The 15827-nt window shown below is 38.3% G+C and carries 15 protein-coding genes; 8 read left to right on the top strand and 7 right to left on the bottom strand.

The window, feature by feature from the left end; genetic code table 11:
• Positions 1–59: 59 nt before the first annotated feature.
• The 5 genes from rarD to CXF79_RS13985 all read right to left on the bottom strand — a co-directional run bounded on the left by rarD (position 60) and on the right by CXF79_RS13985 (position 4387).
• Positions 60–977 carry an EamA family transporter RarD gene (gene rarD, locus CXF79_RS14005; RefSeq protein ID WP_101155673.1) on the bottom strand — a complete coding sequence of 306 codons (918 nt, stop codon included), beginning with the start codon at positions 975–977 and terminating at the stop codon, positions 60–62.
• Between the two features lie 476 nt (positions 978–1453).
• Positions 1454–2899 (bottom strand): catalase, encoded by a 1446-nt coding sequence (locus tag CXF79_RS14000; RefSeq protein WP_101155672.1) that lies wholly within the window; start codon positions 2897–2899, stop codon positions 1454–1456.
• Between the two features lie 164 nt (positions 2900–3063).
• Positions 3064–3555 carry a gamma-glutamylcyclotransferase family protein gene (locus CXF79_RS13995; protein ID WP_101155670.1) on the bottom strand — a complete coding sequence of 164 codons (492 nt, stop codon included), beginning with the start codon at positions 3553–3555 and terminating at the stop codon, positions 3064–3066.
• A 130-nt stretch (positions 3556–3685) separates the two neighbouring features.
• A complete protein-coding gene (locus CXF79_RS13990) occupies positions 3686–4000 on the bottom strand; it encodes a hypothetical protein (RefSeq protein ID WP_101155668.1) in 315 nt (104 codons plus the stop codon).
• A 123-nt stretch (positions 4001–4123) separates the two neighbouring features.
• Entirely contained in the window at positions 4124–4387 is a 264-nt protein-coding gene (locus CXF79_RS13985; RefSeq protein ID WP_101155667.1) for a hypothetical protein, read from the bottom strand.
• A 380-nt stretch (positions 4388–4767) separates the two neighbouring features.
• On the opposite strand from CXF79_RS13985, the gene CXF79_RS13980 reads away from it, so the two are divergent.
• Positions 4768–5553, top strand: coding sequence for a TSUP family transporter (locus CXF79_RS13980; RefSeq protein WP_232769182.1), 786 nt, complete (start codon positions 4768–4770; stop codon positions 5551–5553).
• Between the two features lie 70 nt (positions 5554–5623).
• Here the strand turns inward: CXF79_RS13980 and CXF79_RS13975 are convergent, their stop codons facing one another.
• Positions 5624–6238, bottom strand: a complete 615-nt coding sequence (locus tag CXF79_RS13975; protein WP_101155663.1) for a TetR/AcrR family transcriptional regulator — start codon at positions 6236–6238, stop codon at positions 5624–5626.
• Positions 6239–6466: 228 nt separating this feature from the next.
• Here CXF79_RS13975 and CXF79_RS13970 point away from each other — a divergent pair, with 228 nt between their 5' ends.
• Positions 6467–8491: an NADPH-dependent 2,4-dienoyl-CoA reductase gene (locus tag CXF79_RS13970; RefSeq protein ID WP_101155660.1), complete on the top strand. Its 2025-nt coding sequence runs from the start codon at positions 6467–6469 to the stop codon at positions 8489–8491.
• Between the two features lie 161 nt (positions 8492–8652).
• Complete coding sequence (locus CXF79_RS23405) at positions 8653–8802, top strand: hypothetical protein (RefSeq protein ID WP_157825882.1); 150 nt, start codon at positions 8653–8655, stop codon at positions 8800–8802.
• 48 nt (positions 8803–8850) lie between these two features.
• Here the strand turns inward: CXF79_RS23405 and CXF79_RS13965 are convergent, their stop codons facing one another.
• Complete coding sequence (locus CXF79_RS13965; protein ID WP_198560064.1) at positions 8851–9765, bottom strand: permease; 915 nt, start codon at positions 9763–9765, stop codon at positions 8851–8853.
• A 133-nt stretch (positions 9766–9898) separates the two neighbouring features.
• Between CXF79_RS13965 and CXF79_RS13960 the strand changes: the two genes are divergently transcribed.
• The 5 genes from CXF79_RS13960 to CXF79_RS13940 all read left to right on the top strand — a co-directional run bounded on the left by CXF79_RS13960 (position 9899) and on the right by CXF79_RS13940 (position 15732).
• Positions 9899–10189 (top strand): ArsR/SmtB family transcription factor, encoded by a 291-nt coding sequence (locus CXF79_RS13960; RefSeq protein ID WP_011043263.1) that lies wholly within the window; start codon positions 9899–9901, stop codon positions 10187–10189.
• A complete protein-coding gene (locus tag CXF79_RS13955; protein WP_232769181.1) occupies positions 10179–13292 on the top strand; it encodes a UvrD-helicase domain-containing protein in 3114 nt (1037 codons plus the stop codon). Before CXF79_RS13960 ends, CXF79_RS13955 begins: the two co-directional genes overlap by 11 nt.
• A gap of 75 nt (positions 13293–13367) precedes the next feature.
• Positions 13368–13601 carry a hypothetical protein gene (locus CXF79_RS23675; RefSeq protein ID WP_101155654.1) on the top strand — a complete coding sequence of 78 codons (234 nt, stop codon included), beginning with the start codon at positions 13368–13370 and terminating at the stop codon, positions 13599–13601.
• 164 nt (positions 13602–13765) lie between these two features.
• A complete protein-coding gene (hflX, locus tag CXF79_RS13945; RefSeq protein ID WP_101155652.1) occupies positions 13766–15133 on the top strand; it encodes a GTPase HflX in 1368 nt (455 codons plus the stop codon).
• A 50-nt stretch (positions 15134–15183) separates the two neighbouring features.
• Entirely contained in the window at positions 15184–15732 is a 549-nt protein-coding gene (locus CXF79_RS13940; RefSeq protein WP_198560063.1) for a hypothetical protein, read from the top strand.
• Positions 15733–15827 lie beyond the last annotated feature (95 nt).

The following is a 15827-nucleotide window of genomic DNA, read 5'->3' as shown; positions in this document are numbered from 1 at the left end:
ATAGTATTAATAAAGCCGCTCGCTGCAAAGTTAGCGGTTTTTTGTTTTTATACTCTGGATTATCGTGGGGGAAAAGCTTTTTTCCTACTGATTATGATACGCAGTAAACTATCACCGATAACCAACAATACCGCGATACCAAAGAAACCATAGCTCCATAGTTGTTCTGGGCTAATGACTTCATTTAATAAAAATATAGCGACCAGCATCATCAATATGGGCTCGCCATAATTTAACATACCAAAGATTGTAAATTTTAAACGTGTTGATGCGGAAACAAAAAACAGCATGGCAACAGTGCCCAATAACCCTGAGCCTAATAACAATAGAATTCCCCAATCTAATGAAGGCAAAAAGGGGAGTTGCTGTTGCTGGGTAAAATACAGCAGTAATAAAGCCAACGGTGTGACAAAAATGTTCTCTGCAACAAAGTTACTTGTTGTTGGTATTTTGCTTTTGCGGCGCAAGATAAAATACGGCGGATAAGCCAAACAAATAAGTAAGGTAACCCAAGAAAATGAGTGGCTTCTATATAACTCAACGCTCACTCCTATTAAGGCGGCGCCCACAGCGAGCCATAATAGGGGACTTAAGTTTTCTTTAAAATAGAAGCGGCCGGTTAAACTAATGGTAATTGGTAATAAAAAATAACCCATAGCGATATTAATAGTTTCACCATTGACAGGGCCCCAAAAAAATATCCACCATTGTATTGCGATCAAGGGGGATGTTAAGCACAACAGCAACAACTCTTTTGGCTGTACAAATACGGCTTTAAGCGCGAACAGTTGTCGAGTCAAAACCAAAAATAGAAAACCAAAACCTAACTGTGATAACACACGAAAAGAAAACAGGGTATTACCATCCACAGGCGCCAAAAACTGTATGTAATAAGGCAACAATGAGAATATAAGGATCGAACCAAACATCAGGAAGTAACCCTGTAGTTCTTGCTTATTGGCAGAGGTAGTAGGCATTTATTCTCGCTAAAATTTACGGGAGCTTGGTAAATCGTGAACAATGGGGGAGGAAGAGGCTGGTGTCAATGATAAAAGGGGGTAAATGAACTTTAAATACAGTTAACGATGATTCAGATAATGATTGAGATAAATACTTATCACTGAACCCTCGTTAATTTATTTATACCAATTCCATTAAATTTATTCCCACCTCAGAGCTATGTCAGAGAAGTTATAACAAATAAAATTTATGCTGATATAGTCATTCTATATCTAACAAATTTGTGCAGTTATTGCTTTTCTGACAAGCTCCAAAGGGCGAATTTAAAAGGCTTACATACAGCGTTATTGAATTTGACAAGGACGCTGCATGGATGCAGCTTATTAGAGAATGCAAGAGCATATTCTCCTGAATAACCATTCTCTTCGATCAATGCCTTGTCTCTAAGCCTTTTAATTCTCGCTGAGTGGGAAATAACTTAATGGATTTGGTATTAGATACTATCTAGTGAAACTCCAAGTGCTTTAGCAACACCTGCACCATAAGCTTGATCAGCTTTTAAACAGTGTGAAATATGCCTTTTTTGGATATCAATACTCGCACCGCCAACGGATCTGGCGGTATTGTCAAATAAAGCCTGCTGTTGGCTGTTATCCATTAACCTGAATAAGTCACCCGGTTGTGAAAAATAATCTTCATCTTCTCGATGATTCCAATGGGCGGCAGCACCAGATAATTCCATAGGTGGTTCAGAAAAGTCTGGTTGTTCTTGCCATTCACCTTGAGTGTTTGGCTCATAACCTATAGTACTGCCATGGTTGCCATCAACTCGCATTGCTCCGTCTCGGTGATAGCTATGTACGGGACAACGTGGCGCATTAACCGGTATTTGTTGATGATTCACGCCCAAACGATAACGTTGTGCATCACCATAAGAAAATAAGCGACCTTGCAACATTTTGTCAGGAGAAAAGCTTATGCCTGGTACTATACTCGCAGGGTTAAATGCAGACTGTTCTACTTCTGCGAAAAAATTCTCTGGATTTCGATTCAATTCCATTACGCCCACTTCTATAAGAGGATAATCTTTGTGTGGCCATACTTTCGTTAAATCAAAAGGGTTGTAAGGAGATTTTTCTGCTTGCTCTTCAGTCATAACTTGAATTTTTAAAGTCCAAGACGGGAAATCGCCCGATTCAAGCGAGTCATATAAATCAGCATGATGGCTTTCTCGGTTCTGACCAATAACGACTTCAGCTTCTTGGTCAGTTAAGTTTTGTATCCCTTGATTCGATTCAAAATGAAACTTAACCCATATGCGTTCATTGTCTGCGTTGATCATACTAAATGTATGGCTACCAAAGCCGTGCATATGTCGATAAGTTGCAGGTAGACCTCGATCACTCATAACGATAGTGATTTGATGTAAAGCCTCTGGCAGCGAGGTCCAGAAATCCCAATTGTTTTGCGCGCTACGCATATTGGTACGAGGATCTCGTTTTACGGCATGGTTTAAATCGGGGAATTTTAACGGATCACGTAAAAAGAAAACTGGGGTGTTATTACCTACTAAATCCCAATTACCTTCTTCAGTATAAAACTTTAACGCAAACCCTCTGATATCACGCTCAGCATCGGCGGCGCCTCGTTCACCTGCAACTGTGGTAAATCGAGCAAACATCTCGGTTTTTTTCCCTACTTCAGAGAAAATCTTTGCTCTTGTGTATTGTGTAATATCATGAGTAACAGTAAAAGTTCCGTATGCACCAGATCCTTTGGCATGCATACGTCTTTCCGGTATAACTTCACGATCAAAATGTGCTAGTTTCTCTAGAAACCAAACGTCTTGTAGTAATTGAGGTCCACGAGGACCGGCGGTCATAACATTTTGGTTGTTAGCTACGGGGCAGCCAGCATTGGTGGTAAGTTTCTTTTTCATCATATCTTCCTAATATCACGTGTTTAGAAACTTAATATTAGACCAAAAATAATAATCGATAAAATCGATTAAAATGATGATAATGATTGATTAAAGCTATTATAAAAATGTCGGATTGTAAAAAAGATTGCCTTCTTGAGATTAGTTGTCAATTGAGGATCAACTTAAACGTACATTGCACGCTGTTTTGCGTCTCTGCTTGTATCTGGGTCTTCGATGCATTCAACAGACTCAATGATTGCAAGATAATCAGTAGGTAATTTTGTTTCTTTTGCCCCAATAATAACGTGATTTAGGTACCAAGAATAAGGCTGTAACGAAGCGTCTACTTTGATTGCATAGTAGGTTAATGCCTCAAACACCTCACCGGAGTTACTTTGAACAAAGACAAATTTTTCATCGTATCCATCACCTAAGCTTTCAGCTCTGTCTAAAGCGTCTTTTTCATTTTCGTCTATCTCAAACAGAGCCCCAATAACTATGTCTTCATGATTATTCGTTTCAAAAGAATCACACTTGCCAGAATCATCATCACCACTCATATTAAAACGTAGTTGGTGCTTTTTAAGTGTCACTATTTCAAGTTTTTTGGCACTGGGTACCCGTTCTTTAAGCCTTAAAAGTGACATGTTTGAACCATATGCAAAGTATTTCACAAAACCTCCTGTGCAGTTAATGCCTCAATCAGAGGCTTAAAAGTGTTGGTTAAAATATGAAGTGAAGTGATCTTTCATCACTTTCGCAGCCAACGGTTACGTGTAGTTGAATATTTCTTGCTAGCCTAATTTATTCGCCGCATTGCCCTTGTTCATTCAACCAATAAACAGAATTACCAATAACAGCGATTGAACCAGAGATTATTGCACTTACAGGAAAAATAATCACTGATCCTAATATTTGCCCTAAGAACTGAGCTTTACAATCATCCTTACTGGGGCATTCTAATTCACCAAACATTCCAGCATCTTCAATGGAAAGCACCACTTTTTTTTGAACTGCTTGGCATTTTTCATCAAACTTCTCAGTAAATGTTGGCATAACGGCACATGAGCAAAGAAATAGAGACAAAGAAGAAATTAATAAAACTTTAGATAAACGCATACTCTTCCATGATGATTTAGTTAACGCTCAAAATATGACGTTAAAATTGTTTGTTAAATGTGTAGTGATACTGAGAAACTTTTCGCAGTCCCGCTTTAAATTCTTGTTATATTAAATGTATGACTAACGCCATGCCTCCTCTATTTTGCCGCCACGTACTATCTGGTAAATAGCTATATTATTTTTGCTCAAAAGTTTTACAACATCTGGTATACATTGAATAGGCATTGCCACTTCATACCCAAACTCTAGATGTAAAATTTGTTTTGAGTGATATTCACCGACAAATGAAGAGAGAATGTCTAGTGCTCTTCCTTCCCACTCTCCTAACTCAAAATAAACTTTATACATGTCTTCACTATAATCTCTTGGTGTACCAATTCTCATAGCTCGCCCTCAACTTCTGTTTCATCTTTATTCATCAAATACTTCCACTCGTATAACAGATTATTATAAAGACACCTTAGTAATTACCATCTACTTGAATACACAACAATCTATACTAAACCTATTATCTTTCAACTGTTTAATTCTATGTATAAAGCAATGAGATTGATGAGGATGATTTCCAACCCTTAAAGCGGTTTCGCTATCAGACTGTGGCTCATATTATGTTGGTGAAAAATATTCACTATTAGAAATTTAAATTATAAATTATATAATAAATACAGCATACTAAGCTTGTTATCGTTACGTACTTTATTTGAATTTTAGTATGATATCCTGACTTAATATAAGGGTGATGACCTAGATCGTTAGCGGGTAAGGTGTCTCTCAAAAGACTGGAGCAAAAAATCGAATTATCACTAATGCTTTTTATCGGTCTAACCGCAGTTGCTTTTGTTGCCGGCTTTATCAGTTCCATTGCTGGGGCTGGCGGTGCCATTGTCTTACCTGTTTTATTATGGGCAGGTTTGCCTCCTCTTAATGCCTTAGCAACCAATAAATTTCAAAGTGTCTTTGGCACACTATCTTCAACAATTAATTTCTTTCGAAAGGGATATATTGATTTGAAAGCCCTGAGACCTGCTCTGTGTTATGCCTTTGTGGGCGCTATGATAGGTACCTATTTAGTACAGCAAATATCCACTGACTATTTGTCAGTAATGATGCCGTATCTGCTTATTGTATTGGCACTTTATATGATGTTCTCTCCAACCATTACTGATGAAGATTTACCTCCAAAAATATCAGAGAAAACTTTTGCTCCCCTTGTCGGTGGGGGGATTGGACTTTATGGTGGTTTTTTTGGTCCAGGAATGGGGTCGTTTTTCGCGGTTGCTTTTGCCTCTTTACGTGGTTTTAACATGCGAAAAGCAACTGCTTTTACTAAACCCTTAGTGTTAATTGTAAATACCACATCCATGATTATCTTTTTATTGGGCGGACATATTGTCTGGAGTTTGGCTATTGCCATGGCTGCATCACAGGTAGTTGGAGCGCGACTGGGCTCTAATTTAGTAATACACAGAGGCGTCGCTTTGATCAAACCCTTAATTGTGCTGATGACGCTGGCCATTGCCATTAAGTTGTTAGTTGAGAGCAGTAGCTGAGGCAATGATTGGGGCAATAGTTGAGAGGGACACAGCTTTATTAGTAATATTTATTACTGCTAGCGAGTTCTTATTTTTTTGAATTTGATAAAAACATACTGACCGCATAATCACAAATTTCATCAATTTTACTGTTATCTGTATAGATACCATCAATAAATAGCTTCGCTATGCCGTGTACCGTGCCCCACAATACTTGCGATACCCGCAAGGCATTATCATCGACATTAAATAGTCCTTTCTTTTGCCATTCTTGCGTCATTGCCACTTGAAATTGAAAACAAGGGTAGGCTGAGTCTCGAAGCTCCTGGGTGCTACTTTTGTCTTTCCAGATAGTACGTCCGAACATTAATTCATAAAGGTCAGGATTGTTATGAGCAAACTGAATGTAATCATGAATAAATCGATAAAAATGTTCTCTTATAGATAATTCCTCATCTTCATAACCACATTTGTTTATCTGATGTAATTGTTCAAAACCTTTTTCTGCCATGCCACAAAGCAGGGCATTTTTATCTTTAAAGTGATGATAGGGTGCAGTTCTGGAAACTCCCACGCGGGATGCAAGCTTACGTAACGATACTTCTTTTATGCCATTTTCTTGCAACATTTCTGTTGCAACAACCAGCAAAGTTTCGCGGAGATCACCGTGGTGATACGTTGATTTTTCATTAATATTATTCATAAGGCTAATTTAGCAATTATCCCTAAAACAAGCAATCTTGACACTGTCATATTTACGGTGTATCTTTTATTTATCTTAACTTGACAGTGTCAACTTTGGTTTAAGGGATTTATACACAAGATACCCGAAATAAATATTTTCGAGTGGCTTGGCTATATCTCCTCATTTGTTTAACTTAATCAGTGAAAGTCCTGAAATTTCACACTAGCTATATAAAGAGAGTAAGCGATGTCTGAGCAACAATTTTCAAAACTGTTTGAACCACTTGATCTTGGTTTCACCAGACTAAAGAACCGAGTTTTAATGGGATCAATGCACACGGGTTTAGAAGAGCATCCCGAAGGCACTAAACGTATGGTTGCCTTTTATGGTGAACGCGCTAAAGGTGGGTGTGGTCTTATTGTAACCGGTGGTTATGGTCCAACTAAGCGCGGTGCTACTCACCACGACACTAAGATGATTGAAACAGCGGAAGATATTGCTAAACATAGAGTTATAACAGATGAAGTTCATAAGTATGACAGTAAGATATGTATGCAGATATTACATACAGGTCGTTATGCTTTTAATAAAAAACCTATCGCGCCGTCAGCTATTCAAGCACCAATTAACCCATTTAAACCTGAAGCAGCTACCGCTGAAATGATAGAAGAAGAGCTAGTAGGATTTATTGATCTGGCTGTAAAAGCGCAAGAAGCTAATTACGATGGTGTTGAAGTAATGGGCTCAGAAGGTTACTTCATTAATCAATTTACCGCTCTAAGAACCAATCAACGTGATGATGAGTGGGGTGGAGCATTTGAAAACCGCATTAAGTTTGGTGTTGATGTGGTTCGTCGAATCCGCGAAGCAGTTGGCGAAAAATTTATCATAATATTCCGCTTATCTATGATGGATCTTGTTGAAGGCGGCAGTACTTTTGAAGAAGCGGTACAGTTTGGACAAGCGATTGAAAAAGCTGGTGCAACTATTATTAATACAGGTATCGGTTGGCATGAAGCGCGGATACCTACGATTCAAACTAAAGTGCCACGAGCAGCCTTTACTTGGGTAACGGCTAAATATAAAGAACATTTTAACATCCCAGTAATCACTTCAAATCGAATTAATACCCCTGAAGTTGCCGAAGCTGTGTTGCAAAATGGTGATGCTGATATGATTTCAATGGCACGTCCTTTCCTAGCGGATGCTGAGTTTGTTAACAAAGCAGCACAAGGTCGTAGCGATGAAATCAATACTTGTATCGGTTGTAACCAAGCCTGTTTAGATCATGTGTTTTCGGGAGAAATGTCTAGTTGTTTAGTTAATCCTCGAGCTTGTTTTGAAACAGAAATTAATATAATTCCAACAAAAACAGTGAAGAAAGTGGCAGTCATTGGTGCAGGTCCAGCTGGTTTGTCTGCCTCTACCGCACTTGCGGATGCAGGCCATGAGGTAACTCTTTTTGATGGTGCCAGTGAAGTAGGTGGTCAATTTAATATTGCCAAACAAGTACCAGGTAAAGAAGAGTTTTCAGAAACTATTCGTTACTTTGCCCGCAAGCTTGAGTTAACAGGCGTCACAGTGAAGTTAAACACCAAAGTAACGGCAGCTGAATTAAACGATAGTGATTTTGATGAAGTCGTTATTGCGACAGGAATAAACCCACGTACACCGCCAATTGAAGGTATTGAGCATGCAAAAGTTCTAAACTATATCGATGTGCTAAGACATAAAAAGAAGGTAGGCAAAAAAGTAGCTGTTATCGGTGCTGGTGGTATCGGTTTTGATGTTTCTGAGTACTTAGTGCATTCAGGTGAAGGGACCAGTCAGAATATTGAAGCTTATATGAAAGAGTGGGGCGTGGATATGACTCTTCAAGCACGTGCAGGTATCGAAGGTGTTAAAGCTCAAGTATCAGCACCCGCACGTGAAGTATTTTTACTCCAACGTAAAGAGACCAAAGTAGGTGCTGGTTTAGGGAAAACCACAGGTTGGATCCATCGTACGGGTCTTAAAAACAAACAAGTAAAAATGATTCCATCTTGTCAGTACCATAAGATTGATGATGCAGGTTTGCATTTAAGTATCGCTGGAGAAAGACAGGTACTTGATGTGGATAATATTATTATTTGTGCGGGGCAAGATCCTGCCAGAGAATTAGTCGAAGGCTTGAATAAGCCCTATCATCTTATTGGTGGTGCAGATGTTGCAGCGGAGCTTGATGCGAAGCGTGCTATTAAACAAGGATTGGAATTAGCGACTCAGCTATAAGCGTTACAGAGGTATCTAAAATGGATCACTTGTTATCGTAGAATTTTTTGATAAGTGATCCTCGTTATAGCGAAGATACTGGTGCTGAAACCCTAAAAACTAAGTTTATAGTTAAATTAGTAAACAAGTTTATTAATGTAAATTAACAAGAAGGTATAATCATGAATACTTATAAACATATTGAATTAGCAGTTTTAAATGGTTCAATGACTGCACCATTGAATTTTGTTATTTTCACGGAAGAAAGCAGCAATGTAAATCCTACAACCCTAGATTCTGAACAGAGTGAGAAGCAGAGAGAAAATGTGTAATTACTCATTTTAAATGAGCAATTACACACTTTGTGTTTCAGACTCTATTTAGAAAAGAAATGAATACAAATAACCAGCACCTACCGCCATTGATAATATTACCGTTAAGAAGGCAATTATCATTGGATTTTTGAAGAGTGATTTAAGTAATATTACTTCGGTTAAACTCGCTCCTGCACTGCCAATAATTAATGCCATTACTGCACCAAGCCCCATGCCTTTTGCTGCTAATGCTGCACTTAAAGGTATTACTGCTTCTGCTCTAATATAGAGTGGAATGCCAATCACTGCTGCAATAGGTACTGCAAAGGGATTGCTCTCACTTGCTACGCTGGCAACAAATTCTGTTGGCATAAATCCATAAATCATTGAGCCTAATGCTATGCCACCAATTAAATAGGGCAGTACTTTCTTAAAATCAGACCATGTGCTGTGCCAAATCTTAGTCCATTTACTTACAGTCTTACCATTATTACCACAGCTAGTTGCACAGCCTTTACTTTCAGGAGTAATGTAGGCTTCAGGTTTAATGTATTTTTCGAAACCAAATTTCTCTAACAAATAACCCGCAGCAATTGAAACACCCATTGCTATGGTAAAATAGAATGCCGTAACTTTTAAACCAAAGGTAACGCCAAATAAACCAATGATAATTGGGTTAAGTAATGGGCTAGCAAATAAGAACACCATCATAGTGCCAAAGCCGGCTTTTGCTCTAAGTAATCCTTTTAAAAAAGGAATTGTTGAGCAGGAGCAAAAAGGCGTAATGGCACCAAGAAACCCGGCGACGATATAACCTTTGCCATTCTTACTACTTAAAATACTCTGAATTTTACTTGGCGGAATATATTCCTGAAGAACACCGACAATATAACTGATCAGTAAAAACAGTACGGTTAGCTCTACGGCTAAAAAAGCAAACATGTTTAAGGTATCAAATACCATTTGTTGTGTAATTGTCATAATAAATATTCTCGCAAACTGATTAATTCGTTATTTCTAGATTGTTCGAATTATAAAGAAATAACTATCCGAGTCAATATATTTCTAGTAATATCGAATTATATAAGTGAAACACCAATTTTGTGAGAATGTTATGGATATAGATGTAATTGCCAAAGCCTTAAAAGAATTAGGCCATCCAACTCGATTAGCAATATTTAAACGCTTAGTAAAATCAGGTGAGCAAGGTATTGCTGTGGGTGAAGTGCAAGAAGAGTTACAGATACCTGGTTCAACATTATCACATCACATCTCTAGTTTGGCTTCTGCAGGGTTGATTACACAGCGTCGTGAAGGACGGGTTCTTTATTGCGTCGTTGAATATGACAAATTGCTTTCTGTGATTGCATTTCTACAAGACGAATGTTGTATTGATGAGCAGTAACTCTCAAACGGCTGTCGATAGTATTGAACCGCTATCTGGCTACTGTATCCCTTCCAGTTTTTTTCGTCGATTCATTGGTATACCAACAGCGATAAAAATCAGTGATTGTGGTGTAGTTATTGACGTTGAAGATAGTTTGACCACTATCAAGTGGGAAGAGCTTATCGTTCCTCCCACTTTTCATCTCAGCTTTTTTGGTCAAATAATTTCATTTAAAACAGAAAGCAAAAGCTATGTTTTCACCATGCTTGCCTATAAATCAAAGCGTAAGCACAAAAATAATTGTGAGCAACGTTGGGCAGTAGCCAACATTCATCGTGTTGAAACGTTATTAACCGCCATAGAAAAATTCAAGACTAATCGATATCTGCGTCGTTCAATAATTGAACGAATTCAGTTGGCATCGAAGCAAGAATTAGTCCGTTGGTTGCCGTGGCTTAATTCAAACAGGTCAAGTAAAGCAACAAGTTCACTGACCAATGTTATTGAAATAACACAGCGATTATCGTATTACCAACATTGGCAACAGCAGGGAATAGCTGATTGTCGAGAAAGCTACATCAGTAAGCAACTTCAAACTCATGAAGCCTTTTTTGATAATGTCGAGTCTAATCCATTATCACTGTGTCAGCGCAGAGCCTGCATTATCGATAATGACAATAATTTATTATTAGCTGGCGCGGGAACCGGAAAAACCAGTGTGATGATTGGTCGGACAGGCTATTTACTCAATAGCCTGCAAGCGAAGAGCGATGAAATATTATTGTTAGCCTATGGCCGAAAAGCAGCTAATGAAATGGATGAAAGAATTAGAGATAAGTTATCGACTGATAAAATCAGCGCGACTACCTTTCATCGTTTAGGCCTGAGTATTATCGCTCAGGTTGAAGGGGGAAAACCCAGTTTATCAGTATTCGCAGATGATGAAAAAGCAAAATCTAAATGGATTCAAAGTTGTTTTGAAAGACTCATTAAAGAAGATAGGCAGTATCGCAAGCTCATCCTCGAGTATTTTGGCAAGTACTATTACGTTGAACGCAGTGCTTTTGACTTTAAAAGCAAAGGCGAGTACTACCAGTACTTAACGGACAATGATATTCGCAGTTTTAAAGGTGAGCAAGTTAAAAGCTTCGGGGAGCTTTATATTGCCAATAGCTTATTCTCTTATGGCATAGAGTATCAGTATGAAGCTAAATACGCTTACGATGTGAAATCAATCGAACGAAAACAATATCAGCCAGACTTCTTTCTGCCTGAATTCAATGTCTATATTGAATATTATGGGATTGATGAGAACGACGATACAGCGCCATACATAGATAAAGATGAATACCATGAGGGTATTCAGTGGAAACGTGATACTCATAATAAATTTAATACTGTGTGTCTTGAATTTACCTATGCGCAACATAAAACAGGTCAATTACTAAGTGCCTTGAAGGCCTCATTGATTGAACTAAAAAATCGTTCTGACTTATCACCCGCTGATTTCTTTCCTAGCGAAAGAACACCTAGCGAATTAATGTCTGGTGAACATATATCTGCTGAACTAAGACCAATTGAACTAAGACCAATTGAACTAATAGCTAGCGACGTAATACTAGCCACACTCAATGAGAGTGGCAGAATAACCGAGCTTGCTAAAACATTTACGCAATTGGTTGGGCTTTATAAAGCTGCTTGTCTAGATACAACTTTAGACTGCACCTTAGCGAGTAGTTTACAAAACAGTATTATCGCTAACTCGGAAGAGCCTAAACAAACAGAAAAAGCCTTAGCATTGCTCAAGCCTATTTTAAGCGCTTATGAACAACACTTAGCACAGCACCATGAAATTGATTTTGAAGATATGATTAATAAAGCGTTAACCTATGTTCAAGCAGGTCAATTTAAGTCTCCTTGGCGTTATATCATGGTTGATGAATTTCAAGATATATCCGAGCCACGAGCACGTTTGGTAAAAGCGTTACGTGACAACAATAAAGAATGTTCTGTTTTTGCAGTAGGCGATGATTGGCAGGCTATATACCGATTTAGTGGTGCTGATGTCACTTTAACGACTCAATTCTCTAATTACTTTGGATCAACAACTCAATCAGCATTAGATCAAACTTTTCGATTTAACAACCAAATTGGCAAAGTTGCAACCGATTTTATTAGCAAAAACCCAGCACAAATCACTAAAACAATTACCTCGTTGAAACAAGTTAATGCACCTGCGGTGTCGTTGCTCAAACGAGATAATAGTCAATTTCGCTCTCGAAAAACAGGACTGATAGATGAAATGGCCAATGGTGCAATCGACGATGTTTTAGCGGCTATTTCAGCTAAAGTATGTAAGCCTGTTACCGTTTATTTATTAGCACGTTTTTGGTTTCTTTTACCAAGTAACATAGATCTTAACAGGTTAAATAATCAATATCCCTTACTGACCATTGATGCCCAATCTTTCCATACTTCAAAAGGAAAAGAGGCTGATTATGTCATTATTGTTGGTCTGAAAAAGGGCGCTCATGGTTTTCCTTCTGAGAAAGTAACTCCTGCACTTAATGAAGCATTACTTGCGAAAAAAGAAAAATTTCCTTATGCAGAAGAGCGAAGATTATTTTATGTAGCGCTCACCAGAGCGAAAGACAGGGTTTATATTATTGCAGATATGACCGAATCAAACCCCTTTGTTAAAGAACTTGTGAACGATCATCAAATTGAACTGAATGAATTTGAATGTACAGCAACTCAATCATTGGTAGACGACTTACATTGTCTGGCGTGTGAAACAGGGCTATTAAAAAAACGTACCGGCCGTTTTGGTACCTTCTATGCCTGTTCTAATTCTCCTCGCTGTGAACATAAAGAAAAGCCTTGTGCTAAATGTGAAAGTCCAATGACACGCAAACGTTACCCAGGTTTTAAAACCTGCTTGAATGATTTATGCAAAAGCTTGATACCAACGTGCAGTTTATGTGATGCGGAAATGGTGTTACGTACGAGCAAAAAAGGCGAGTTTTGGGGTTGTCGAAATTATAAAGGAAACGATCCAATGAGTTGTAAGAATGGCGTGGATAATGCCAACGTTAACTGGCCTGAATTAGTTGTAGATTAGGGGCTGTTGATCTTTCACGGTTAAATTTTGTTCGCCTTTTTTAAAGAGAGTAAAGCGTTTTAATCGCGGCGAGTAGTGTGTAGCCTAGTCATTCTAAGCAAATACTACTCAACAAAGAGTAAAACGCTTTTAGTCGAATCCTTCGGACAGCGTTTGTTGGTCATTTTTACGGCGTTATCGCCTTTTTATGTGGAACAACCACATGACAAAGGCTCTGCCTTGTATAAATACCCAACAAATCACTGCAAAAATAATCTCGAAAGATCAACAGACCCTAATCATAATCTACATTTAAGGATGTACCGATAAGCCTTTTAATGTCGCTAATATGGAAATAACTTAGCAGATTTGGTATTTAGTTTTCTCTTGCTCTATAAAGCTCAGCTATAACAGCGTAGGATCAAACTACTTTAGATAAAAACTTAGGTTTGCATTTTTACCAATGGGTATTAAGTGCACTAACATAAAAAATTATGCAACTAACAGCAAAAGCATCACTCACTAACGCTTTACTTATTTCTATTTGTACACCTGACTTTAAAGGTGATGAAGCAACAGAATCACTGGCAGAGCTTGCGCGTTTAGTGACTACACTCGGTTTTAAAGTAGTCGGCACTCAGTCGCAAAAGCAGAGTTCGACTAAAAAAGTTAATGTACTAGGTTTAGGAAAACTGGCAGAAATAGCGCATCTCACGGGTAATCAAGGTGAGGTTGAAGACATGGAAGAAGTTGAAGACCTTTCTGTTGGCGAAGAAACTGATGACGTTGAATTTATGGTTAATTCTTCAGATATCCCATCAGACAACCTTCCATTTGCTTGTGCTGATGTGGTGGTATTTGATTGTGATTTAAGCCCATCTCAGCTGCGTAATGTCGAGAATCAATTAGGCGTAGAGGTTTTTGACCGTACCGGCATTATTATTGAAATATTTAGTCGTCATGCCCGTACCAAAACCGCGAAATTACAGGTTGAAATTGCTCGACTTAATTATGTAGCGCCACGACTTCGTGAGACCTCATGTGGTGATAAAGAACGTCAAATGGGTAAAGGTGCTGGCGAAACTACGCTAGAGCTGAACCGTCGTGCCGTGCGTGACCAATTAGCCGAACTTAAGCGAGAATTGGTGAGTGTTCAACATGAAATGAAAGGCCGACGTACCCAACGTTCTGAGCTTTTTTGTGTTGCTTTGGTTGGTTATACCAACGCGGGCAAGTCATCAATGATGCGAGCTATTACCGGTAGTGATGTTGAAGGTGAAAATAAACTTTTTGCGACGCTTGATACTACGGTTCGTGCCTTATTTCCTATCACTCAACCACGAATATTAGTGTCGGACACTGTTGGTTTTATTAAAAAACTACCGCACGATCTAGTCGCCTCATTTCATTCAACCTTAGCAGAAGCGCAGGATGCATCATTACTGCTATATGTAGTCGATGCCTCTGATCCTTCGTTTCGTGCGCAACTCGATGTCGTACACGAAGTGCTGGACGAAGTTGGTGTTGAAGACAGTAAAAAGTTACTGGTACTGAACAAATCAGATCAACTTAGCATTGAGCAACAACAAGCACTGATGGAAGAGTTTCCTAATGCCATGATGACATCTGCTCGTAATCCGGCTGATGTGAGTAAATTGCATAAATATATTGTGGGTATTGCGCAGGAAGAGATGATTGAAGAGGAAATTATTGTTCCTTATACCGCTAACGGTATCATAGGTGAAATTCGATCGAGAATGAGTGTTACTAAAGAAGAGTATGAAAATAGTCATATTAAGCTAACGGTGCGCTCAAACGCGATTGATTTAGCAAGATTGAAAAAACGAATGTTGAGCTTATAGATTAACTCTTTTAAGCCTGTAATTTGGGCGAAAATTGGCAACCAAGGTTTATGAGTGTAATTATAGTTTCAGATGTTTTTGGTATCACACCCGCTTTATTAACATTAAAGGATAAACTCGGGGCAAATACGATTATTGATCCATACGAAGGAAAAAGTATGGATTTTATCAATGAAGCTGAGGCATATTCATGTTTCATCACTACCGTTGGGCTTGATAGATACGTTTCAAAAGTAGTAGGAAGGTTAGAATCTCTCGATAGTCAAACAACGCTTATTGGTTTCAGTGTAGGAGCTTCAGCAATTTGGAGACTCTCTACCAATAAGGTAAATCATATAATTAAACAAGCGTTTTGCTTTTATGGTTCACAAATACGGAATTACACTAAAATAGAGCCTTGTTTTAAAATAAATTTAATCTTTCCTAAAAATGAATCACATTTTGATGTTTCTAAGCTTAAAGAAGTGCTAACAACAAAACATAATGTAATAACAACACAAGTTGAATACTTACATGGTTTTATGAATTATCATTCTAGCAATTTTAATCAAGTTGGCTATGAGCAACACGTCGCATTATTGCGTTCAAATACCAGTTAACACGTAAGTAAAAAAGGACACGTAACCGTTGGCTGCGTTCCAGTTCGTTTTACATTTTAGCCAACGATTACTTAGCCTGTTATTTGGGCGTTATT

The organism is Colwellia sp. Bg11-28 (genome assembly GCF_002836245.1).
Taxonomy (GTDB): domain Bacteria; phylum Pseudomonadota; class Gammaproteobacteria; order Enterobacterales; family Alteromonadaceae; genus Colwellia; species Colwellia psychrerythraea_A.
The sequence above is the reverse complement of the archived record's forward strand: the minus strand, read 5'-3'. Positions and strand labels throughout refer to the sequence as shown.